The sequence below is a fragment of the Micromonospora sp. NPDC018662 genome (assembly GCF_044391475.1).
Classification (GTDB): Bacteria; Actinomycetota; Actinomycetes; order Mycobacteriales; family Micromonosporaceae; genus Micromonospora.
On record NZ_JBISAC010000008.1, the window covers coordinates 40,483 to 62,102 of the forward strand.

Consider the following 21,620-nt stretch of genomic DNA (forward strand, 5'->3'; position numbering starts at 1 on the left):
GGTACGCGAGAAAAGCCAGTCATCACCAGCACATCGCCAGCATGATCGGGTGGTTGTCCACAACCGCTGTGCTGTCCACAGGCGAGGGTACGTGGGACAGCGCTCGGCCCGGCGTCGCCGCTAGCGTCCCGGCCGTGTCAGACGACGAGGAGACGACGGTACGGCGGAGGCTCGCCCGGCTGTTCACGCCAGCAGCGGGTAGGACTGCCGTCCCGGCTCCCGCCGGCACTGCTCCGCATGCCGTCCGGGCGGCGACACCCGGGCCGCCACCGGCGTACCCGTTCGCCGAGCCGGACCGGCCCGGACCGCGACGCGGTCACCCGGCGCCCGACCACCTGCCGCCGCCCCTGTTCGGGGCGCCGATGGTGGACGATGCCGACGGGCCTGCGGAGAGCCCGGCCCCGGAGGCTGAGCATGGGCTGGCGTCCCGCCTGCCCGGACCGGGCGCGTTCGACCCGGGCCGGCGCGGCGTCCGCGCCCTCGCCGCCGTGGCCGCGATCGTCGTCCTGGTGGCCGCCGTCTGGGCGTGGCGATCCCGGCCGAGCGCCGAGCCCGTCCGCCCGGTCGCGCCGGTCGGTGTGGCGTCGACCGGGGAGGCGTCGGCCGGCGCGGTGACCGAGGGGGCCGCGCCGGCCGGCTCGCCCGCCCAGGTGGTCGTCACGGTGGCCGGCAAGGTCCGCCGCCCCGGGCTGGTCCGGCTCCCGGCCGGCGCCCGGCTGGCCGACGCCCTGACGGCGGCCGGGGGAGCACTGCCCGGCATCGACGTGGCGTTGCTCAACCCCGCCCGCAAGGTCACCGACGGCGAGCTGATCCTGGTCGGCGTCACCGCCCCGCCGGGGCAGGCCGCGCCCGGCCCGGCGGCCGGCGGCGGTGCGCCCGGTGGTCCGGCGGCCGGGCCGGTCAACCTGAACACCGCCACGCTGGCCCAGCTCGACGCGCTGCCCGGCGTCGGCCCGGTGCTCGCCCAGCGGATCCTCGACCACCGGGAGCAGCACGGCCCGTTCCGGTCCGTGGCCGACCTGCGACAGGTCGACGGCATCGGGGACGCCCGCTACGAGCAGCTCAAGGAACTGGTGACGGTGTGAGCGCCGACGGTGGAGATGTCGGGCCGGACCTGCGGCTGGTCGGTTTCGCGGTGGCGGCCTGGCTCGCCGCGCTCGCCGGGCTGCACCTTCCCGTCCGGTCGACCGCCGGGCTGGCCGCCGTCGCCGCCGCGCTCGCGCTGGTCGCGGGCCTGCGCCTGCGCCGCGGGCGCTCGGTCGGTCCGGTGGGCCGGTACGGCTGGGCCGCCGTCGCCGTCCTGCTCGGCACCCTCTGCGGGGCGGCGGCCACCGGGGCGCGGGTCGTGGTCCGCGACGCCCCGACGGTGCGCGCGCTGGTCACCGAGCGTGCCCTGGTCACCGCCGACCTGGTGGTCCGGGACGATCCCCGCCCGGTGCGCGGCGCGCCCGGCCGTCCGGCCACGCTGCTGGTCCGGGCCGATCTGGTACGCCTCACCGGCCCCGACGGCGGCCAGGTCACCGGCCCGGTGCGCGGCCTGGTGCTCGCCACCGACCCCGGCTGGCGAGGGCTGCTGCCGGGTCAGCGGGTCACCACCGGAGGGCGGCTGGCCGCGCCGCGCGGCGGTGACCTGACCGCGGCCGTGCTCTCGGCCACCGGGCCGCCCACCCGGCACGGCGCCGCGTCCTGGCCGCAGCGGGCGGCCGGCGTGTTGCGCTCCGGGTTGCAGCGCGCCTGCGAACCGTTGCCGGACGCCCCGGGCGGGTTGCTGCCCGGCCTGGTGGTGGGCGACACCAGCCGGCTGCCGCCCGAGGTGGAGGAGGACTTCCGGGCCACCGGGATGACCCACCTCAACGCGGTGTCCGGGTCCAACGTGGCGATCATCGTGGGAGCGGTGCTGCTGCTGGCCCGTTGGGCTCGTGCCGGTCCGCGGACCGCCGTGGCGCTCTGCGGTCTGGCGCTGGTCGGCTTCGTCATCCTGGTGCGGCCCTCCCCGAGCGTGGTGCGTGCCGCGGCGATGGGTGCGATCGGGCTCACCGCGCTGGCCGCCGGGCGGTCCCGGGCGGCGCTGCCCGCCCTGGCCGCGGCGGTCGCCGGGCTGGTGCTGCTGGACCCGGACCTGGCCGGCGACCCGGGCTTCGCGCTGTCGGTCTGTGCCACCGGCGGGCTGCTGCTGCTCGCGCCGGGCTGGCGGGACGCGCTGCGTCGTCGGGGCGTACCGCCGGGGTTGGCGGAGGCGCTGGCGGTGCCGGCCGCCGCGCAGCTCGCCTGCGGCCCGGTGATCGCCGCGCTGTCGGCGACCGTCAGCCTGGTGGCGGTGCCGGCGAACCTGCTGGTCGTGCCCGCCGTCGCGCCGGCCACGGTGCTGGGTGTGCTCGCGGCGGTGCTGTCGCCGGTGTGGCCGGCCGGGGCGGAGTTCCTGGCCTGGCTGGCGAGCTGGCCGGCGCGCTGGCTGGTGGCGGTGGCGGCCCACGGGGCCGGGCTGCCGGCCGGGAACCTGCCCTGGCCGGGTGGGGTGGCCGGCGGTCTGCTGCTGGCGGCGGTGAGCGTGGCGCTGCTGCTCGCCGTCCGGCGGCGCCGGGCCCGACGGCTGGTCGCGGTCGTCGTGGTCGCCGTGGTGCTGGGCGCGCTGCCGATCCGGCTGCTCGCCTCCGGGTGGCCGCCGCGCGACTGGGTGGTGGTGGCGTGCGCGGTGGGTCAGGGCGACGCGGTGGTGCTGCCGGTGGCCGCCGGCCGGGTCGTGGTGGTCGACGCCGGCCCGGAGCCGTCCGGCGTGGACGCCTGCCTGCGCCGGCTCCGCGTACGCGAGGTGTCGTTGCTGGTGGTCAGCCACTTTCACGCCGATCACGTGGGCGGGGTGGCCGGGGTGTTCCGGGGCCGGCGGGTGGGCGCGGTGGTGGGCCCGCCCTGGTCCGAGCCGCCCTATGGGGTGGCCCAGGTGCGCGAGGCGGCCGGCCGGGGCGGCGCGCCGCTCGCCCCGGCGCCGGCGGGCTGGCGTTGGCGGTCCGGCGCGGTGGAGCTGGTGGCGGTCGGGCCGCCGTACCCGCTGCGCGGCAGCCGCTCCGACCCGAACAACAACTCGCTGGTGCTGACCGCCACGGTGGCCGGCGTGCGGATCCTGCTGGCCGGTGACGCCGAGACCGAGGAGCAGCGGGCGTTGCTGGAGACGGTGCCGGCCGGCGCGTTCCGGGCGGACGTGCTGAAGGTGGCGCACCACGGGTCGGCGTACCAGGACCCGGACTTCCTCGCCACGGTCCGCCCGGCGGTCGCGCTGGTCTGCGTCGGTGTCGACAACGACTACGGGCATCCCCACGCCGGTCTGCTCGGCCGGTTGGGCAGGGGCGGCGCGCGGGTGATGCGTACCGACACCGACGGGGACGTGGCCGTCGTCCGGGCCGGCGTCGGCCTGGCGGTGGTGGCGCGCGGCGCCGAGCGGGGGCGGTCGCGGTGAACCTGCTGAGGTTCTGACGGTATAGATGGAGGATCGAGGCAAATGTCTGGATTTGCGTTGTGTGCGGGCTGCGCCGTCACAGTCCCTGATGAGCAGGCACGATCCGCCCGGAGGGCGTGCGAGTATGTGCGACGTGACCCCCGCCAGCCTGCCTCCCATTCTGCTCGTCCTCGGCGACGAGGAGCTGCTCGCCACGCGCGCGGTCTCCGAAGCGGTCGCCCGGGCCCGCGCGGTGGACCCCGACGTGGACGTACGGGAATACCAGGCCGGCTCGGTGGCGGTCGGTGAGATCGACGAGATGCTGAGCCCGTCGCTGTTCGGCGGTCGCCGGGTGCTGGTGCTCCGCTCCGGCCAGGACACCCGCAAGGACCTGTCCGCCGCGCTGCTGGCGTACGCGAAGAACCCCGACCCGGACGTGCAGCTCGTGGTGCTGCACCTGGGCGGCGCCAAGGGCAAGGCGTTCGCCGACGGCCTGCGGTCGGCGGGCGCCACAGTGGTGCCGGCGGGGAAGCTCAAGGGGCATCGGGAGCGGGTCGCCTTCGTCCGGGACGAGATCCGCCGCCGAGGCGGGAAGTGCGCCGAGGACGCGGCCGAGACGCTGATCGCGGCGGTCGGCAACGACCTGCGTGAGCTGGCCGCCGCCTGCTCGCAGCTCGTCGCCGACACCGACGGGCGGATCGACGCGGAGACGGTCTCCCGCTACTACCGGGGCCGGGTCGAGGTGACCGGCTTCACCGTGGCCGACGCGACGATGGTCGGCGACGTTCCCGGTGCCCTGGAGGCGCTGCGTTGGGCGTTGCACGTCGGCGTCGATCCGGTGCCCATCGCCGACGCGCTCGCCGACGGCGTTCGGACCGTGGCCCGCGTCGCCTCGGCCGGGCGGGGCAGCGCCTATCAGCTCGCCAGCAGCCTGGGCATGCCGGCGTGGAAGATCGAGCGGGCCCAACGCCAGGGTCGGGGCTGGACGCCGGAGGGCCTGGTCGCGGCGATGCGGGCCGCGGCCGAGTGCAACGCGGCCGTCAAGGGTGGCGCCGACGACCGGGCGTACGCGTTGGAGCGGGCCGTCTTCTCGGTCGCCGCGGCCCGGCAGGGCGGCGCCCGGTGACCCGAGCGTGGTCGACCGTGCCGACGGACGAGGACCGTTATCGGCCCCTCTACGCCCGGGTGCTCGGTCTGCGCTTCGTGAACCCGGGCGGGGTGCTCTGCTTCCTCTTCTTCGAGGGCGCGGTGGCGCTGGCCGTGCTGCTCTCGCTCGCCGAGTTGGTGAGCTGGTGGGCGGTGCTGGTGCTGCCGACGGCCGTGGCGGCCATGGTCAAGCTCAACGACGTGGTGGCCGAGGTGGTGATCCGCACCGCGGCCCAGGTGCCCGACCAGGAGCGGGACCGCTTCCGCCGGCAGATGGAGCCGGTCGTCGGGCGGGCGCCGGTGCCCACCGCGGTCCGGGCGCTACCCGGTGGCCCGAGCCTGGCCGGCGACCGGAGCACGACCCGTCCGGTCCTTCCGTACCACCGGGCGGGGCGTTCCGTGCTGCCGTTCGACCGGCCCGACGACGGGGGCCGGCGGGCCGCCTCCGAGGTCGCCTGGCCCGATCCCTTCCGCTGACCGTCGGTCACACCGCCGCGTCGCCCAGCCGCCGCCCACCCCGCGCCCCGCATGCGGCCCAGTCGGGCCGCGCGCCTGCCCCAGCATCCCGAGATCTTGGACGCGAACGGCCCCCAGAAGGGCCGGAATCTTCCAAGATCTCGACTGTTCAGCGCAAAGGGGGGAGCTGTCCGGTCGCTGCCCTGCGTCGGAGAACGCGGACAGCCGGAAGCCCCGGGGCGGTGGCCCCGGGGCTTCCGGTCGGGTCTACGGTCTCGTCAGGCCGAGAACGAGGCGACGCGCTTGGCGATCGCCGACTTCCGGTTCGCCGCCTGGTTGGCGTGGATGACACCCTTGCTGGCGGCCTTGTCCAGCTTGCGGGTGGCCTCCTGCATGAGCACGGTGGCCTTCTCGGCGTCGCCCGCCTCGGCAGCCTCGTGGAACTTCCGGATGGCGGTCTTCAGCGACGACTTGACCGACTTGTTACGCAGCCGGCGCTTCTCGTTCTGCCGGTTGCGCTTGATCTGGGACTTGATGTTCGCCACGCGACAGCCTCGTCTTGATAGCTCGGGTTGGTCAGCTTGCGTACGCGACGAGCATGCGTCATCGCCGCGCGAATGGTCAGGCTACCAGGTCGCCCCCGGACGAGCCAAAACGCCTCCCGAACGCACCGGTCAGCAGGGGTGAGAGGGGGCCCCTTCTCTACCGGAGGCGTTAAGCGGGGGCCCCTCCTTACCCGCTAGGCCCAGGCGCGGCGGGCGGTGAGCCAGGCGAGGGCCTGCTCACCACTCCACTGCTGGTGGGAGCGTAGGTGTGGGGAGGCGGTGGACGGGCCGGCGGCGGCGCCGGTGAGGAAGTAGCCGGCGAGTGCGGCGAGGCTCACCTCCAGCGCGTCCGCGGGCGCCCCGGCGGTCACCGGGTGGCGGGCGAAGGCGGTGTCCGCGTCGAGGCCGCTGGCGTAGCCGGTGAGCAGCAGACCGGCCAGGTCGAACCAGGCGGGTCCGTGGCAGAGCCAGGGCCAGTCGCAGAGCCAGACGCGACCGTCGGCGTCGAGCAGGAGGTTGTCCACCCGCAGGTCACCGTGGGCCAGCCCGGGGGCGGCGTCGGCGTAGCCGGGGAGGCGGGACTCCAGCGCGACCAGCTCCGCCAGCGGGGCGCCCGCCGCCGCTTCGGGCAGCGGTTCGCGGCCGGCGGCCACCTCGCCCCACCACAGGATGTCGTCCCGGGCCAGGTCGGCCAGGCGCGGCAGCCCGAGCGCGACGAGATCCCCGGGCGGTTCGGCGAGCGCGGTGGCCACCTCGGCGTACGCGGCGAGGGCCGCCGCCAGCTCGGCCGGGTCCCAGGGCAGCCGGGGGGTGTGCCCGTCGATCGCGTCGAGCGCGAGCGCGTACCAGCCGGCCGCGGTCAACGCCCAGCGCGGCCGGGGCACCGGCAGGCCGGCGGGGAGCCGGGCCAGGATCGCGGCCTCGCGGGCGTACCAGTCGACCAGGTGCCGCTGCCCGGTCAGCGCCGCCGCCTTGACGAACACCCGGTCGCCGGTCGGGTCGGTCAGCACGGCGGCGAAGCCGCGGGTGAAGCCGCCGCCGGCCACCCGGACCGCGGCCGGTGGGCCGCCGAGCCGGGCCGCCAGCGCGTCGCGCAGCCCGTCCGGCAGGTCGGTCCAGCCGGGCCGGTCGGCCGTCTGCCCGTACGGGACGGGCGGTAGCGAGATCGGGCGCACCGCACCATGCTGCCGCACCGCCACCACCGCCGGGTGCGGGCGGCGCGTCGGTGGGCTCTGCCAGACTGCCGACCATGAGGACCGAGGACTTCTGGCAGTTGATCGACCAGGCCCGGGCCGCGGCCGGGGGAGAGGCCGACGCGGTGGCCGTGCGGGCGGTCGCGCTGCTCGCCGAGCGCGATCCGGAGGAGATCGTCGGGTACGCCCACCACCAGCGGCGGGTGCTGGCCGCCTCCTACCGGGTCGACCTGTGGGGCGCGGCATACCTGATCAACGGCGGCGCCTCGGACGACGGCTTCGAATATTTCCGGGGCTGGCTGATGACGCAGGGTCGGGCCGTCTTCGCGCGGGCGGTGGCCGAGCCGGATTCGCTGGCCGAGCTGTCCCGGGTCCGCTCCGCCGCGCTCAGCGGCGAGGAGTTCGAGTGCGAGCGGATGCTGTCGGTGCCCTGGGAGGCCTACCGGCAGGCCACCGCGTCGGAGTTGCCGGCCGATCGTGATCCGGTGAAGGTGCCCGACCTGAACGACTTCTGGGACTTCGACGACGAGGAGGAGGCCCGCCGCCGGCTGCCCGGGCTCGCCGCGCTCTTCGTCGAGCCGCCGGCGGAGTGACGCCCCGCGCGGCGGCGGGCGGCGGGACAGTGCCGGGGGAGCCCGGGCGCGCGCCGGACGACGTGGGAGCATAGAGGGGGCCGGCGGCGCGCCGGCCCGCCCACGTCAGCCGACCAGAACGGACCGCTGTGCCACCGAAGCTCGATCCCGGCGCGAACGCTCCTGGTGCCACCGACCCGGCGCGCATCCGGAACTTCTGCATCATCGCCCACATCGACCACGGGAAGTCGACCCTGGCCGACCGGATGCTGCAGCTCACCGGCGTGGTCGACCCCCGGCAGATGCGCGCGCAGTACCTGGACCGGATGGACATCGAGCGCGAGCGCGGCATCACCATCAAGAGCCAGGCCGTCCGGATGCCGTGGACCATCCGGGAGGGTGACCGGACCGGCGAGACTGCCGTGCTCAACATGATCGACACCCCCGGTCACGTCGACTTCACCTACGAGGTGTCCCGCTCGCTGGCCGCCTGCGAGGGCGCGGTCCTGCTGGTCGACGCCGCGCAGGGGATCGAGGCGCAGACGCTGGCCAACCTCTATCTGGCGCTCGAGAACGACCTGCGCATCATCCCGGTGCTCAACAAGATCGACCTGCCGGCCGCCCAGCCGGAGAAGTACGCCGAGGAGCTGGCGCACCTGATCGGCGGCGACCCGGCGGACTGCATCCGGGTCTCCGGCAAGACCGGTGAGGGCGTGCCGTACCTGCTCGACGAGATCGTCCGGCAGTTCGTGCCGCCGGTCGGGGCGGCCGACGACCCGGCCCGCGCGATGATCTTCGACTCGGTGTACGACGTCTACCGTGGCGTGGTCACGTACGTCCGGGTGATCGACGGCCGCATCTCGGCCCGGGACCGGATCAAGATGATGTCCACCGGCGCGGTCCACGAGCTGCTGGAGATCGGCGTCATCTCGCCGGAGATGGTGAAGGCCGACGCGCTCGGCGTCGGTGAGGTGGGCTACCTGATCACCGGCGTGAAGGACGTCCGCCAGTCGCGGGTCGGTGACACGGTCACCATCAACGGCAATCCGGCCCGGGAGGCGCTCGGCGGCTACAAGGACCCGAAGCCGATGGTCTACTCGGGCCTCTACCCGATCGACGGCTCGGACTACCCGAACCTGCGCGAGGCGCTGGACAAGCTCAAGCTCAACGACGCGGCGCTGGTCTACGAGCCGGAGACGTCCGGCGCGCTGGGGTTCGGCTTCCGCTGCGGCTTCCTCGGCCTGCTGCACCTGGAGATCATCCGGGAGCGGCTGGAGCGGGAGTTCAACCTCGACCTGATCTCCACCGCGCCGAACGTGGTCTACCGGGCCATCACGGAGGACGCTCAGGAGATCGTGGTGACCAACCCGAGCGAGTACCCCACCGGCAAGATCGCCGAGGTGTACGAGCCGACCGTGCGGGCCACCGTGCTGACGCCCAACGACTACGTCGGCGCGGTGATGGAGCTGTGCCAGGGCCGCCGGGGCAACCTGCTCGGCATGGACTACCTCTCCGCCGACCGGGTGGAGCTGCGCTACACGCTGCCGCTGGCCGAGATCATCTACGACTTCTTCGACCAGCTCAAGAGCCGCACCAAGGGGTACGCCTCGCTGGACTACGAGACGTCCGGCGAGCAGGCGTCCGACCTGGTGAAGGTGGACATCCTGCTGCACGGTGAGCCGGTGGACGCGTTCAGCGCCATCGTGCACAAGGACAAGGCCTACACGTACGGCACGACGATCGCGGCGAAGCTGCGCTCGTTGATCCCGCGTCAGCAGTTCGAGGTGCCGATCCAGGCGGCCATCGGCAGCCGGGTGATCGCCCGGGAGACGATCCGCGCGATCCGCAAGGACGTGCTCGCCAAGTGCTACGGCGGTGACATCAGCCGTAAGCGCAAGCTGCTGGAGAAGCAGAAGGAGGGCAAGAAGCGGATGAAGATGGTGGGCCGGGTGGAGGTTCCCCAGGAGGCCTTCATCGCGGCGCTCTCGTCCGACTCCGGCGACGGCAAGCCCGCCGGCAAGAAGTAGCCCGGCGACCCACGAAACCGGCCGGCATCCTCCGTCGAGGGTGCCGGCCGGTTCGCGTACTCAGGAAATTTTCAGCTCCTGGGAAGCGCTCCCACCTGCGGTTTCAGGCTGCCGGGCCGGCGCGGGGCGGCTCGCCGGTGATTCGGCCGGTTTCGGTTTTCGGCCGGTCGGGAACTTACCGGTCACGACAGCAACCGCACAGAACGTGCGAAACCGCTTATAGGAGGACCGACCGTGGAGTTCACCGTCTGGGGCATCATCACCGCGCTGATCGTCGGCCTGATCGTCGGCGCGCTGGGCCGGCTGGTCGTGCCAGGCCGCCAGAACATGCCGATCTGGCTGCACATGCTGATCGGTGTGGGCGCCGCGCTGCTGGGCACGATCGTCGCCCGGGCGTCCGGCTTCGCCGACACCGCCGGCATCGACTGGCGCGAGCTGCTGCTGCAGGTGCTCTTCGCCGCCATCGCCGTGGCCCTGGTGGCCGGGGTCGGTCGTCGGCGGGGTGTCACCCACCACTGACCGCGTCATCTACGCGCCGCGACGGGCGCCCGGCCTTCCGGCCGGGCGCCCGTCGCCGTTTCGCATTGAAGTCGATCGGTTGGCCGACGGTATGGCAGACGACGGCCGGTGTGGTCATTTGGGCGAGAATCCCCAGCTCGGGGCGCGGCCGAACAATTCGTCACCGGAGTCGGTTTGGATTTTTCGCCGGTCGGGAACTTAGCGGTCACGACAGAAACCACACGACATCGTGTGACTCGATCTGAAGGAGGAGGGCGACCATGGAGCTCACCGTTTGGGGCATCATCACGGCGCTGGTCGTTGGTCTGATCGTCGGCGCGCTGGGCCGGCTGGTCGTGCCGGGCCGTCAGAACATGCCGATGTGGCTGCACATGCTGATCGGTGTCGGCGCCGCGCTGCTGGGCACGATCGTCGCCCGCGCCTCCGGCTTCGCCGAGACCGCCGGCATCGACTGGCGTGAGCTGATGCTGCAGGTGCTCTTCGCCGCCATCGCGGTGGCCCTGGTGGCCGGCGTCGGTCGTCGGCGGAGCGTCTCGCGCTACTGACCTTCGCACCACGACGCTCGACGGGCGCCCGGCCACCGGCCGGGCGCCCGTCCGCGTACTCCTGCTCTGACCTGCCCGGACGGCACCCCTGCCGGCCGGGCGTTCGGCTGCGATACGGTCGCCTCGGCCGCCCGCCGGGCCCACCCCCTGTTGTAAAGGAAATTTTCCTACTAAGGTGCGGCGGAGAAGGTTAGTGCCAAACGGCCCTGAGGGAGATATGGCGTGAACAGGTGGAAGCGGCTGGCTCCGGTCACCGCCATCGTGGCGTCGGCCGCGCTGGTGCTGACCGGCTGCGGTGGCTCCGGCGACGATGACAAGGCCGCCGACAACAGCAAGCTGACGGTCTGGATGATGGGTGAGGGCGGCGACGCCCAGACGAAGTTCCTCGACACGGTCGAGGCGGAGTTCAAGAAGAAGCACCCCGAGACCGACGTCGTGGTGCAGTACATTCCGTGGCTCGAGGCGCCGAAGAAGTTCCAGGCGGCGCTCGCCGGCGGCGAGGGCCCCGACGTCACCGAGCTGGGCAACACCGAGACGCAGGGCTGGGCCGCACAGGAGGCCCTGGCCGACGTCACGGACAAGTTCAACGGCTGGTCCGAGGGCAAGGACATCCTGCCCGACCTGGTGAAGAACGCCCAGCTCGACGGCAAGCAGTACGGCGTGCCGTGGTACGCCGGCGTGCGCGCCGTCTACTACCGCACCGACTGGTTCGCCGAGGCGGGCGTGAAGCCGCCGACGAACTGGGACGAGATGGTCGCCGCCGCGAAGGCGGTCCAGGCCAAGAAGCCCGGCACCTACGGCATCGCCCTGCCCGGCAACTCCGAACTGCCGTTCTACTCCTTCCTCTGGGGTGCCGGCGGGGAGATCGCCACCAAGGACGGCGACACCTGGAAGTCCGGCTACCACACCCCCGAGGCGCAGAAGGCGGTCAAGTTCTGGACCGACCTGGTGACCGTGCACAAGGTCGCCCCGCCGGCCGCCGCCGGCTGGAACGAGGTCGACGCCCGGACCCAGTTCGCCACCGGCAAGGCCGCCATGGCGTTCGCCGGTAGCTGGCAGGGTGGCGCGATGAAGAAGGACAACCCCGACATCGAGAAGGTCTGGGGCACGTTCCCGATCCCCGGCCCGGACGGCAAGGCCGCCCCGGCGTTCGCCGGCGGCTCCGACATCGCGGTCTGGAAGGACAGCGAGCGGCAGGCGCTGGCTTGGGACTACATGACCGTGCTGCTGAGCAAGCAGAAGGACCAGGAGTTCGCCAGCAGCCTCGGCTTCTTCCCGGTCTACCAGGACCTGGTCAGCGGCGGGAACTACGCCAACGACAAGGTGATGGCCGCGTTCGCGACCGCCATCCAGAACACCAAGCTGACCCCGCTCACCCCGAAGTGGGTCGAGGTCAGCCGCACCAAGACGGTGACCCAGGCGATGAACAGCTCGGTCATCAAGGGCCAGAAGACGGTCGAGAAGGCAACCGCCGACGCGGCCACCGAGATGGAAAGCATTCTCAACGCCAAGTGAGCACGCTGACCAAGGCCACCGGCGAGGCCGCCGCGCGGGAGACCCCCGCGCGGCGGCGCCGCCCCCGGGTGGACCGCCTCCCGTACCTGCTGCTCCTGCCCTGTCTGGCGATCATCGCCGTGCTCCTGCTCTGGCCGCTCGGCCAGGTCGTGATGATGTCCTTCTACAAGCTGGACAGCGTCCGACAGCTCCGGGGGGACCGCGAGTGGCCGTGGGTCGGCCTGGCCAACTACGCGCAGATCCTCGGCGACCCGTTCTTCCGTACGGTGCTGCGCAACACCGTGCTCTTCGCGTTCGCCAACGTGGCGCTCACCATGGTGCTCGGCACCCTGGTCGGGCTGCTGCTCAACCGGCTCGGCAAGCGGATGGCCACGTTCGTGGCGAGCTGCGTGATGCTCGCCTGGGCCACCCCGGCGCTGACCGGCACCATCGTCTGGAAGTGGATCTTCGACGACACGAGCGGCCTGGTCACCTGGCTGTTCAACAAGCTGCCGGACGGCCTCTCCACGACCCTGTTCGGGCGTAGCGACTGGACCGGCTACGGCTGGTTCAACGACCCGCTGCTGTTCTTCGGCATCCTGACGCTGGTGGTGGTCTGGCACTCGTTCCCGTTCATCGCGGTGAGCGTGCTGGCCGGGCTCAAGAGCGTGCCCACCGAGTTGCAGGAGGCGGCCCGCGTCGACGGCGCCGGACCGTGGCGCGTCTTCTGGGCGGTCACGTTCCCGATGTTGCGGCCGGTCTTCGGCATCCTCGTGGTGCTCTCCACGATCTGGGACTTCAAGGTCTTCACCCAGCAGTTCGTGCTGGCCGGCGGCACCCAGGACCGGTCGACGTTCATGCTGTCGATCTACTCGTACGCGGAGGCGTTCTCGCCGCCGCCCAAGTACGGCCTCGGCTCGGCGATCGCCGTCATCCTCACCGTGATCCTGCTCGCGGTGACCGCCCTGTACGTCCGCATGGTGCTCAAGCAGGAGGACGAGTCGTGAAGAAGATCGCGCTCAACGGGGCCGGCCTGCTGGTCGCGCTCTTCGCCGCGTTCCCCGTCTACTGGATGATCGCGACCTCGCTGAAGCCCAACCGGGAGATCTTCTCGGCCACCCCGCGCCCGGTGCCGGCGGAGCCCACGCTGGAGCACTACCGGGAGATCCTCACCGGCAACCTGATCCCCGGCGTGACGTTCCTCGACTTCTTCCTCAACAGCGTGCTGGTCGCGGTGGCCACCGTGCTGCTGAGCGGACTGGTCGCGCTGCTCGCCGCGACCGCGGTGGCCCGGTTCCGGTTCAAACTGCGCACCAGCTTCCTGATCCTGCTCCTGGTGGTGCAGATGATCCCGCTGGAGGCACTGGTCATCCCGCTGTTCCTGATGATCCAGCGGCTCGGCCTCTACAACACGTTGCCCAGCCTGATCCTCACCTACCTCGGCTTCTCGCTGCCGTTCGCGGTCTGGATGCTGCGCGGTTTCGTCGCGGCGGTGCCGAAGGAGTTGGAGGAGGCCGCCGCCATCGACGGGGCGAGCCGGGCGCAGACCTTCCGCAAGGTGCTGTTCCCGCTGGTCGCGCCCGGCCTGGTGGCGACGAGCATCTTCTCGTTCATCACCGCCTGGAACGAGCTGATCTTCGCGTTGACGTTCATCAACGACCAGCAGAGATACACGCTGCCGGTGGCGATGACGTTCTTCTTCGGCCGGGACGACACCGCCTGGGGCTCGGTGATGGCCGCGTCCACGCTGTTCACCCTGCCGGTGATCGTCTTCTTCCTGCTGGTGCAGCGCCGGATGGTCTCCGGGCTGGTCGCCGGCGCGGTGAAGGGCTGAGCCCCGGTCGACCTCGATGACGGGCCGTCGGCGGGACGCCGGCGGCCCGTCGCCGGCTCAGGTGCCGGCTCAGGTGTCGGCGAAGACCTCGGCCAGCACCTGCGTCGCCGGGTCGCCCTTCACCCGGCCCCAGGTGCCCTGCTCGGCGGTCCACTCCAGGCTGCCGAAGCGGACCCGCTTCACGCCGTTGTCGTCGGCGTGCGAGACCAGCCAGTGCGCGTAGCGCCAGCCGTCCCGGTCGTCACCGGCCGGCACGGTCAGCCCGGTCAGCGTCGTCGCCGCGGTCAAGCGGGGCAGGCCCCAGTCCAGCGTCAGGCCCTCCAGCACCGCGCTGGCGGCGGCCGGGCCCCGCAGCGTCGGAGTCGACCCGACCGTGCAGGCCACCGCGCCGGTCGCCTGGCCGAGCAGCGCGCGGGTGAGGACCTCCGACTCGTCCGCCCATTTCTGGTACGCCTCGGGGTAGGCCGACCGCTGCACCCGCTGGGCGGCCTCGGTCACCCGCATCTGCTCCCAGCCCTTGACCTTCTTCAGCGCGGCGTAGAACTTCCGCGTGGCGTAGCGCGGGTCCTGGATCTCCTCCGGCGTGCCCCAGCCCTGGCTCGGGCGCTGCTGGAACAGGCCGAGCGAGTCGCGGTCGCCGTGGGCGATGTTGCGCAGGTGCGACTCCTGGTAGGCGGTGGCCAGCGCCACCACCACCGCGCGCTCCGGCATCCGGCGCTGCGCCCCGATGGCGGCGATGGTGGCCGCGTTGGCCATCTGGTCGGCGCCCAGCACCACCTCGCCGTCGGCCTGCACGGTGCAGGTCCGGCTGGCCAGCGGCAGCCGTAGGTGGTGACCGAACTGCTTGGTCACGAACCAGATCGCGAGCAGGGCCAGCACGCACACCACCACACCAGATGCCACGATCGCCGGTCGAGTCCGCACTCGCACCCCCTGTCCTGACAGTCCGACCAGCGTACGTCGCCGGTGCCGCTTCCCGACTCGGCCGACCGGCCTGCTCGCCGCCGTGTCACCGCCCCGTGACGGGTCGCTGTTAAGCGGGGGCCCCGCCTATACCGGAGGCGTTAACCGGGGGCCCCTCCTTCTATCCTCCGGCGGGCACCCACGCCGCCGGGCGCTTCTCGCGGAACGCGAGCACCCCCTCCCGCCCCTCGTCGGAGAGGAAGTACCCGGTGGAGAGCGCCGCCAACTCGGCAACCTCCGCCCGCAGATCGGTCGCGGCCGGCCGACGCAGCAGCTCCTTGGCCCCGGCCAGCGCCGCCGGCGCGCCCTTGACCAGCGCGGCGCGGTAGCGCTCCACGGCGGCGTCCAGCCCGTCCGCAGGCACCGCGGCGGTGACCAGGCCGACCTCGGCGGCCCGCCGGCCGTCGAACGTCTCACCGGTCAGGTACAGCTCGGCGGCGGCCCGCGGGCTCAGCCGGGGCAGCACGGTCGCCGAGATGACCGCCGGGATCACGCCGATCCGCACCTCGGTGAACGCGAACGTCGCCTCCTCGGCGCAGACCGCCAGGTCGGCGGCGGCGATCAGGCCCAGCCCGCCGGCCCGGGCCGGCCCGGCCACCTTCGCCAGCACCGGCTTCGGGCACTCCCGGACGGCGACCAGCACGTCGCCGAGCATGCCGGCCGGCACGGTCCCGCTGGCGTACGCGGCGGCGGTCTCCTTCAGGTCGGCGCCGGAGCAGAAGACCGGGCCGGTGTGGTCCAGCACGATCGCCCGGACCGCGTCGTCGGCGACCGCCGCGGCCAGCCCGGCCAGCAGCTCGGTCATCAGTGGCGTGGAGAGCGCGTTGCGGTTGTGCGGGCTGTCCAGGGTGAGGGTGGTCACCCCACGGGCCGTGGCGACCCGTACGAGAGCGTCCGGAGAGGTCATGCCGGGCACACTAGTGGCCATGCCCGGCGTCCTTCCAGAAGGCGAACCCGTCCCCCGCGACGGGTCGCTGCCCGCCGCCGCCCGCCGCGCCGTCGGCGGCCGCGGCTTCGGCGTGTACGTGCACGTCCCGTTCTGCGCCAGCCGGTGCGGCTACTGCGACTTCAACACGTACACCGCGTCGGAGCTGGGCGGCGGGGCGAGCCGGGAGACGTACGCCGACAGCGTGCTGGCCGAGCTGGCGCTCGCCGGCCGGGTGCTCGGCGACTCCCCGCCGCCCCGGGTGGACACCGTCTTCGTCGGCGGCGGCACGCCCACCCTGCTGCCCGCCGACGACCTGGCCCGGATCCTGGAGGGCATCGACCGCACCTGGGGCCTGGCCGCCGACGCCGAGGTGACCACCGAGGCCAACCCCGAGTCGGTCACCCCGGAGTCGCTGAGGACGCTGCGGGCGGCCGGCTACACCCGGATCTCGCTGGGCATGCAGTCGGCCGCGCCGGGCGTGCTCGCCGTGCTCGACCGGCGGCACAGCGCGGGCCGGGCCACCGCCGCTGCCGCCGAGGCGCGCGACGCCGGGTTCGACCACGTGAACCTGGACCTGATCTACGGCACGCCGGGGGAGACCGCCGACGACTTCGCCGCCTCGTTGGCCCAGGTGGTCGACGCGGGTGTGGACCACGTCAGCGCGTACGCCCTGATCGTGGAGGACGGCACCCGGCTGGCCGCGCGGATGCGCCGGGGCGAGCTGCCGTACCCCTCCGACGACGTGGCGGCGGACCGCTACCTGGCCGCGGAGGCGGCGCTGCACGCGGCCGGTTTCTCCTGGTACGAGGTGTCCAACTGGGCCCGCTCCGAGGCGGCCCGGTGCCGGCACAACCTGCTCTACTGGACCGGCGCCGACTGGTGGGGCCTGGGCCCGGGGGCGCACAGCCACGTCGGCGGCGTGCGCTGGTGGAACGTCAAGCACCCGGCCGCGTACGCGGAGCGGCTGGCCGACGGCGCCTCGCCGGCGCTGGCCCGGGAACGGCTCACCGCTGACGAACAGCACATGGAGGACGTGATGCTGCGGCTGCGGCTCGACTCCGGGCTGCCGCTGGACGGGCTGGACGCCGCCGGTCGGGCCGGCGCGGAACGGGCCCGGGCCGGCGGGCTGCTCGACGCCGCCGCGTACGCGGGCGGTCGTGCCGTGCTCACGCTGCGCGGCCGGCTGCTGGCCGACGCGGTCGTCCGCGACCTGCTGCCCTGACCGGTCCGGCCGGTCCCGCCGCGCGGGACCGGCCGGCACCCGTCACTTGATCAGGCTGGCCGACATCGGGTAGCGGTAGAGCTGCCCCTCGTTGGCCTTCACCCCGGCCAGGATGCCGAAGATGATGCCGACGATCATGGCGCCGAAGCCGACCACCAGGCCGATCAGGATGCAGGTGAGGATCCAGCCGACCAGCGCGATGACCGACCAGATGAGCTGGAAGTTCAGCGCGGCAACCGCGTGCGCCCGCACGGTCGGGGACTGGTTGCCGCGGGCCAGCAGCGCCACCAGCGGCGCGATCCAGCCCAGCACGCCGCCGCCGATCAGCATCCCGGCCGCGCCGCCGAAGTGCGCGACCAGGGCCCAGGTCTTGTCGTCGTTGTTGGCGTAGCCGGCCGGCGGGCCGTAGGAGCCGCCGGCGGGGTAGCCACCGCCGGGCGCGCCGTAGCCCGGCGTGCCACCACCGGGCGGGGGATAGCCACCCGGCGGGGGATAGCCACCCGGCGGAGGCTGGCCGCCCGGGGGCGGATAACCGCCGGGCGGGGGATAGCCGCCCCCACCCGGTGCCCCGGACAGTGGTGCGGTGGGGGGCTCGTCGGCCGGCGAGGAGCCGTAGGGTGCCGACGGCGGGAACGGGTCGGGCTGGGGGCCGGGGTCCCCCGCTCCGGGAGGGCGAGGAGGTTCAGTCATGGACGTCACGGTAGGTCCCGGGGGCAAGCGGCACCAGGGCTGTTCGGTCCCGACGCGCCGCCGTTGTGCGACGGACCGCACCCGAGGTCCGTCGCTGATCATCGCGTCGGCGGGCGTGCCGACGTAGACTGGCACTCGCTACAGTCGAGTGCCAGCCAGCTCGGGAGGTGGGTGACATGGGTCTCGACGACCGCAAGCTCGCCGTGCTGCGCGCCATCGTCGAGGACTACGTCGCCACGCAGGAACCGGTGGGCAGCAAGGCCCTGGTCGAGCGTCACCAGCTCGGCGTCTCGCCGGCGACCGTGCGCAACGACATGGCGGTGCTGGAGGAGGAGGGCTACATCCGGCAGCCGCACACCAGCGCCGGCCGGGTGCCCACCGACCGCGGCTACCGCCTCTTCGTCGACCGGCTCTCCCGGGTCAAGCCGCTCAGCCCGGCCGAGCGCCGGGCGATCGAGCGCTTCCTGGTCGGCGCCGTCGACCTCGACGACGTGGTGCACCGCACCGTCCGGCTGCTGGCCCAGCTCACCCGGCAGGTGGCAGTGGTGCAATATCCGAGCCTGGCCCGGTCCAAGGTGCGCCACCTGGAGCTGGTGCCGATCTCCACCACCCGGCTGATGGTCGTCATGATCGCCGACACCGGGCGGGTCGAGCAGCGGCTCGTCGAGCTGCCCGCCCCGGTCCCCGCCGAGCACGTGACCGACCTGCGCCGGCTGGTCAACGAGAAACTGGTCGGCAGCCAGCTCGCCGAGACGCCGCCGCTGGTGCAGGCGCTGGTCGAGGAGTCCGCGCCGCACCTGCGTCCGGCCATGACCACGCTCTCCACCGTGCTGCTGGAGACGCTCGTCGAGCGGCACGAGGAACGGATCGCGCTGGCCGGCACCGCCAACCTGACCCGGGGCGGCCTGCTCGACTTCCAGGGCTCGCTGCGTCCCATCCTCGAGGCGCTCGAAGAGGAGGTCGTGCTGCTCAAGCTGATCGGCGAGACCGAGCCGAGCAACACCACCCGGGTGCTCATCGGCGACGAGAACGAGATCGACAACCTGCGGGCCGCCTCGGTGGTCAGCACCGGATACGGCCCGGGTGCCACGATCGTCGGTGGGCTCGGCGTGCTCGGGCCGACCCGGATGGACTACCCCGGCAATATCGCCATGGTGAGGGCCGTGGCACGCTACGTGGGCGAACTGCTGGCCCAGAACTGACCAGTCAGGGCCGACGGCCGGGAACGGCCGGCGACCGGCGACGTGAGACGAACATGAGGACACCGAACGCAGTGGCCAGGGACTACTACGGCATTCTCGGCGTGAGCCGGGACGCCTCCGACGACGACATCAAGCGTGCCTACCGGAAGTTGGCGCGGCAATACCACCCGGACGTCAATCCGGACCCGGAGGCACAGGAGAAGTTCAAGGACATCAACGCCGCGTACGAGGTCCTCTCGGACGACCGGAAACGGCAGATCGTCGACCTGGGCGGCGACCCGCTCGCCCCGGGCGGCGGGGGCGCGGGCGCGGGTGGCCCGGGCGGCGCCGGCCCGTTCGTCGGCTTCCAGGACATCATGGACGCGTTCTTCGGCGGCGCGGCGGGCGGCAGCCGGGGTCCCCGGCCGCGTACCCGGCCGGGCGCCGACGCGATCCTGCGGCTGGAGCTGGACCTCAACGAGACGGCGTTCGGCGTCGAGGCGCCGATCACCGTCGACACCGCGGTGCTCTGCACCACCTGCTCCGGCGCCGGCACCGCCGCCGGCACCCACCTGGCCACCTGCGAGGCGTGCGGTGGCCGCGGCGAGGTGCAGTCGGTGCAGCGGACGTTCCTCGGCCAGGTGGTCTCCGCCCGGCCGTGCACCGTCTGCCAGGGCTACGGCACCACGATCCCGCACCCCTGCCCGACCTGCGCCGGTGACGGCCGGGTGCGGACCCGCCGCTCGCTGACCGTCAAGATCCCGGCCGGCGTCGAGGACGGCATGCGGATCCGGCTGGCCCAGCAGGGCGAGGTCGGCCCGGGCGGTGGCACCGCCGGTGACCTCTACGTCGAGATCCACGAGCGGACCCACGACGTCTACTCCCGCAAGGGCGACGACCTGCACTGCCGGGTGACCGTGCCGATGACCGCCGCCGCGCTCGGCACCCGGCTGACCATCAAGACGCTGGACAGCGAGGAGACCGTCGACGTCAAGGCCGGCACCCAGCCCGGCAGCACGCTGCGGCTACGCGCCCGCGGGGTGCCGCACCTGCGCGGCACCGGCCGCGGCGACCTCTACGTCCACCTGGACGTGCGGACCCCGACCAAGCTCGACGCCGACCAGGAGAAGATGCTGCGCGACTTCGCCAAGACCCGTGGTGAGGAGGTCGCCGAGCTGACCAAGCAGGGCGGCTTCTTCTCCCGGATGCGCGACGCCTTCAACGGGCACGCCTGACGTGTCGGCACCGCTGTTCCTGGTCGAGGCGCTGCCCACCGGTGACACGGTGACGCTGGACGGCCCGGAGGGCCACCACGCGGCCACCGTGCAGCGGCTGCGCGTCGGCGAGGAGCTGCTGCTCGCCGACGGTCGGGGCGGCACCGCCGCCGCGGTCGTCACCGCCGTCGGCCGGGGCACGCTCGAGGCGCACGTCACCTCCCGGGGGTACGCCGACGCGTGCGTCCCCCGGCTGGTGGTGGTGCAGGGGATCGCCAAGGGCGAGCGGGGTGAGCTGGCCGTGCAGGCGATGACCGAGGTCGGGGTGGACGAGATCGTGCCCTGGGCGGCGTCCCGCTCGGTCGCCCAGTGGCGGGGCGACCGGGGCGTACGGGCCCGGGAGAAGTGGGTGGCCACCGCCCGGGAGGCCGCCAAGCAGGCCCGCCGTCCGTGGCTGCCGGTGGTGGCCGGCGCCCCGGACGAGTCCACCGCCACGGTGGCCCGCCGGATCGCCGGCGCCGACGCCGCCTTCGTGCTCCACGAGGAGGCCGAGGAGCGGCTGACCACTGTCGACCTGCCGTCGACCGGCGAGATCGTCCTGGTGGTCGGCCCCGAGGGCGGCATCGCCGAGCCGGAGCTGGCGACATTCCGTCAGGCCGGTGCCCGCCCGGTCCGCCTGGGCCCCACGGTGCTGCGCACCTCCACCGCCGGGGTGGCCGCCCTCACCGTCCTCTCCACCCGCCTCCCCCGCTGGTAACCCCCACCCCCTGGGCCCCCCGGCCGCTGTTTCACGGAAAGAGTGGCTATTCGCGGCCGGATAGCCACTCTTTCCGTGAATCAGCGCGCGGTGGGGTGGGGGTGGGGGTTGGGGGGTGGGGGTCAGGTGCGGAGGTAGGAGGCGCCGTTGAGGTCGATGATGGTGCCTGACGCCCACTCGGCCTCGGGGCTGGCGAGCCAGTGGACGGCGGCGGCGATCTCCTCGGGGCGGGCCACCCGACCGAACGGCGACTGCGCCCGCACCGCCTCGCCACGCTCGCTCTTGAGGTGCTCGTTGGTCATGTCGGTCTCGACGAAACCGGGCGCCACGCAGGCCACCCCGATGCCGTACGGCGCCAGCGCCACCGCGAGCGACTGCGCCATCGCGTTCATCCCCGCCTTGCTGGCCCCGTACGCCGGATTGGCCGGCTCGCCCCGGAACGCGCCCCGGGACGACACGTTGACGATCCGGCCGCCCCGCTCCCGCATGTGCTGGGCGGCGCACCAGGCAGCGTTGGCGGCGCCGACCAGGTTGGTGTCCAGCACCTCCCGCCAGCGCGCCCGCCACTGCTCGTAGCTGCTGCCGAAGACCGGGTGCGGCGGGTCGGCCGGCCCGAACACGCCGGCGTTGTTGACCAGCACGTCGAGGCCGTCGAGCAGCCGGGCCGCGGAGTCCACCATGGTCCGTACGGCGTCCGGGTCGGCCAGGTCGGCGCGGACCACCACGTGCCCGTCACCGGGCAACTCGGCGCGCAGCGCCTCGGCCAGCTCGGCCGAGTCCCGGTGGTGGACCGCCACCCGGTCCCCGCCGGCCGCGAACGCCCGTGCCACCGCCCGCCCGATGCCCCGCGAGGCCCCCGTCACCAGCACCGCCCGTCCCGCCATGGCGGCCATCCTGCCGTACG

Annotated in this window: 21 protein-coding genes; 15 read left to right on the forward strand and 6 right to left on the reverse strand. The window is 73.3% G+C overall.

What is annotated here, in order from left to right; all coding sequences use genetic code 11:
• Positions 1 to 134: 134 nt before the first annotated feature.
• The 4 genes from ACH495_RS22055 (at position 135) to ACH495_RS22070 (ending at position 5,053) form a co-directional block, all read left to right on the forward strand.
• The gene (locus ACH495_RS22055) at positions 135 to 1,085 is read left to right on the forward strand and encodes a helix-hairpin-helix domain-containing protein (protein WP_396859598.1); all 951 of its coding nucleotides are present in this window, start codon (positions 135 to 137) and stop codon (positions 1,083 to 1,085) included.
• Positions 1,082 to 3,451 (forward strand): ComEC/Rec2 family competence protein, encoded by a 2,370-nt coding sequence (locus tag ACH495_RS22060; RefSeq protein ID WP_396859599.1) that lies wholly within the window; start codon positions 1,082 to 1,084, stop codon positions 3,449 to 3,451. The genes ACH495_RS22055 and ACH495_RS22060 overlap by 4 nt, the downstream gene beginning before the upstream one ends.
• A 124-nt stretch (positions 3,452 to 3,575) precedes the next feature.
• Entirely contained in the window at positions 3,576 to 4,556 is a 981-nt protein-coding gene (gene holA / locus ACH495_RS22065; protein ID WP_396859600.1) for a DNA polymerase III subunit delta, read from the forward strand.
• Positions 4,553 to 5,053, forward strand: coding sequence for a hypothetical protein (locus tag ACH495_RS22070; protein ID WP_396859601.1), 501 nt, complete (start codon positions 4,553 to 4,555; stop codon positions 5,051 to 5,053). Before holA ends, ACH495_RS22070 begins: the two co-directional genes overlap by 4 nt.
• Before the next feature lie 257 nt (positions 5,054 to 5,310).
• On the opposite strand, the gene rpsT is transcribed toward ACH495_RS22070, so the two are convergent.
• A complete protein-coding gene (gene rpsT, locus ACH495_RS22075) occupies positions 5,311 to 5,577 on the reverse strand; it encodes a 30S ribosomal protein S20 (protein WP_091071372.1) in 267 nt (88 codons plus the stop codon).
• 194 nt (positions 5,578 to 5,771) lie between these two features.
• Positions 5,772 to 6,752: a phosphotransferase family protein gene (locus ACH495_RS22080; RefSeq protein ID WP_396859602.1), complete on the reverse strand. Its 981-nt coding sequence runs from the start codon at positions 6,750 to 6,752 to the stop codon at positions 5,772 to 5,774.
• A 74-nt stretch (positions 6,753 to 6,826) separates the two neighbouring features.
• On the opposite strand from ACH495_RS22080, the gene ACH495_RS22085 reads away from it, so the two are divergent.
• The 7 genes from ACH495_RS22085 to ACH495_RS22115 all read left to right on the forward strand — a co-directional run bounded on the left by ACH495_RS22085 (position 6,827) and on the right by ACH495_RS22115 (position 13,761).
• A complete protein-coding gene (locus tag ACH495_RS22085; RefSeq protein ID WP_396859603.1) occupies positions 6,827 to 7,363 on the forward strand; it encodes a DUF4240 domain-containing protein in 537 nt (178 codons plus the stop codon).
• Positions 7,364 to 7,491: 128 nt separating this feature from the next.
• Positions 7,492 to 9,369, forward strand: coding sequence for a translation elongation factor 4 (gene lepA, locus ACH495_RS22090; protein ID WP_396859604.1), 1,878 nt, complete (start codon positions 7,492 to 7,494; stop codon positions 9,367 to 9,369).
• A 234-nt stretch (positions 9,370 to 9,603) separates the two neighbouring features.
• The gene (locus ACH495_RS22095) at positions 9,604 to 9,888 is read left to right on the forward strand and encodes a GlsB/YeaQ/YmgE family stress response membrane protein (RefSeq protein ID WP_269690371.1); all 285 of its coding nucleotides are present in this window, start codon (positions 9,604 to 9,606) and stop codon (positions 9,886 to 9,888) included.
• A 260-nt stretch (positions 9,889 to 10,148) separates the two neighbouring features.
• Positions 10,149 to 10,433: a GlsB/YeaQ/YmgE family stress response membrane protein gene (locus ACH495_RS22100; protein ID WP_098746948.1), complete on the forward strand. Its 285-nt coding sequence runs from the start codon at positions 10,149 to 10,151 to the stop codon at positions 10,431 to 10,433.
• 222 nt (positions 10,434 to 10,655) lie between these two features.
• The gene (locus ACH495_RS22105; protein ID WP_396859605.1) at positions 10,656 to 11,948 is read left to right on the forward strand and encodes a sugar ABC transporter substrate-binding protein; all 1,293 of its coding nucleotides are present in this window, start codon (positions 10,656 to 10,658) and stop codon (positions 11,946 to 11,948) included.
• Positions 11,945 to 12,934, forward strand: a complete 990-nt coding sequence (locus ACH495_RS22110) for a carbohydrate ABC transporter permease (RefSeq protein WP_396859606.1) — start codon at positions 11,945 to 11,947, stop codon at positions 12,932 to 12,934. Before ACH495_RS22105 ends, ACH495_RS22110 begins: the two co-directional genes overlap by 4 nt.
• The gene (locus ACH495_RS22115) at positions 12,931 to 13,761 is read left to right on the forward strand and encodes a carbohydrate ABC transporter permease (protein WP_396859607.1); all 831 of its coding nucleotides are present in this window, start codon (positions 12,931 to 12,933) and stop codon (positions 13,759 to 13,761) included. Before ACH495_RS22110 ends, ACH495_RS22115 begins: the two co-directional genes overlap by 4 nt.
• Before the next feature lie 69 nt (positions 13,762 to 13,830).
• On the opposite strand, the gene ACH495_RS22120 is transcribed toward ACH495_RS22115, so the two are convergent.
• Complete coding sequence (locus ACH495_RS22120; RefSeq protein WP_396859608.1) at positions 13,831 to 14,691, reverse strand: hypothetical protein; 861 nt, start codon at positions 14,689 to 14,691, stop codon at positions 13,831 to 13,833.
• A 154-nt stretch (positions 14,692 to 14,845) separates the two neighbouring features.
• Entirely contained in the window at positions 14,846 to 15,631 is a 786-nt protein-coding gene (locus ACH495_RS22125) for an enoyl-CoA hydratase-related protein (RefSeq protein WP_396859609.1), read from the reverse strand.
• Positions 15,632 to 15,650: 19 nt separating this feature from the next.
• Between ACH495_RS22125 and hemW the strand changes: the two genes are divergently transcribed.
• Entirely contained in the window at positions 15,651 to 16,874 is a 1,224-nt protein-coding gene (gene hemW / locus ACH495_RS22130) for a radical SAM family heme chaperone HemW (RefSeq protein WP_396859610.1), read from the forward strand.
• Between the two features lie 42 nt (positions 16,875 to 16,916).
• On the opposite strand, the gene ACH495_RS22135 is transcribed toward hemW, so the two are convergent.
• Positions 16,917 to 17,564, reverse strand: coding sequence for a DUF4870 domain-containing protein (locus ACH495_RS22135; RefSeq protein ID WP_396859611.1), 648 nt, complete (start codon positions 17,562 to 17,564; stop codon positions 16,917 to 16,919).
• A gap of 176 nt (positions 17,565 to 17,740) precedes the next feature.
• On the opposite strand from ACH495_RS22135, the gene hrcA reads away from it, so the two are divergent.
• From hrcA to ACH495_RS22150, 3 genes are all read left to right on the forward strand, one after another.
• Positions 17,741 to 18,766 carry a heat-inducible transcriptional repressor HrcA gene (hrcA, locus tag ACH495_RS22140; protein ID WP_107155704.1) on the forward strand — a complete coding sequence of 342 codons (1,026 nt, stop codon included), beginning with the start codon at positions 17,741 to 17,743 and terminating at the stop codon, positions 18,764 to 18,766.
• A gap of 71 nt (positions 18,767 to 18,837) precedes the next feature.
• Complete coding sequence (dnaJ, locus tag ACH495_RS22145; protein WP_396859834.1) at positions 18,838 to 19,980, forward strand: molecular chaperone DnaJ; 1,143 nt, start codon at positions 18,838 to 18,840, stop codon at positions 19,978 to 19,980.
• A 1-nt stretch (position 19,981) separates the two neighbouring features.
• Positions 19,982 to 20,716 (forward strand): 16S rRNA (uracil(1498)-N(3))-methyltransferase, encoded by a 735-nt coding sequence (locus tag ACH495_RS22150; protein ID WP_396859612.1) that lies wholly within the window; start codon positions 19,982 to 19,984, stop codon positions 20,714 to 20,716.
• A 122-nt stretch (positions 20,717 to 20,838) separates the two neighbouring features.
• Here the strand turns inward: ACH495_RS22150 and ACH495_RS22155 are convergent, their stop codons facing one another.
• Positions 20,839 to 21,600, reverse strand: a complete 762-nt coding sequence (locus tag ACH495_RS22155) for an SDR family NAD(P)-dependent oxidoreductase (RefSeq protein ID WP_396859613.1) — start codon at positions 21,598 to 21,600, stop codon at positions 20,839 to 20,841.
• Between the last annotated feature and the right edge of the window lie 20 nt (positions 21,601 to 21,620).

What these genes read in the sequence shown, in the direction of transcription:
- holA (WP_396859600.1), top strand. Translation starts at nt 3,576, where the DNA reads ATGTGCGACGTGACCCCCGCCAGCCTGCCTCCCATTCTGCTCGTCCTC.
- ACH495_RS22085 (WP_396859603.1), top strand. Translation starts at nt 6,827, where the DNA reads ATGAGGACCGAGGACTTCTGGCAGTTGATCGACCAGGCCCGGGCCGCG.
- ACH495_RS22100 (WP_098746948.1), top strand. Translation starts at nt 10,149, where the DNA reads ATGGAGCTCACCGTTTGGGGCATCATCACGGCGCTGGTCGTTGGTCTG.
- ACH495_RS22125 (WP_396859609.1), bottom strand. Translation starts at nt 15,631, where the DNA reads ATGACCTCTCCGGACGCTCTCGTACGGGTCGCCACGGCCCGTGGGGTG.
- hemW (WP_396859610.1), top strand. Translation starts at nt 15,651, where the DNA reads ATGCCCGGCGTCCTTCCAGAAGGCGAACCCGTCCCCCGCGACGGGTCG.
- ACH495_RS22135 (WP_396859611.1), bottom strand. Translation starts at nt 17,564, where the DNA reads ATGACTGAACCTCCTCGCCCTCCCGGAGCGGGGGACCCCGGCCCCCAG.
- hrcA (WP_107155704.1), top strand. Translation starts at nt 17,741, where the DNA reads ATGGGTCTCGACGACCGCAAGCTCGCCGTGCTGCGCGCCATCGTCGAG.
- ACH495_RS22155 (WP_396859613.1), bottom strand. Translation starts at nt 21,600, where the DNA reads ATGGCGGGACGGGCGGTGCTGGTGACGGGGGCCTCGCGGGGCATCGGG.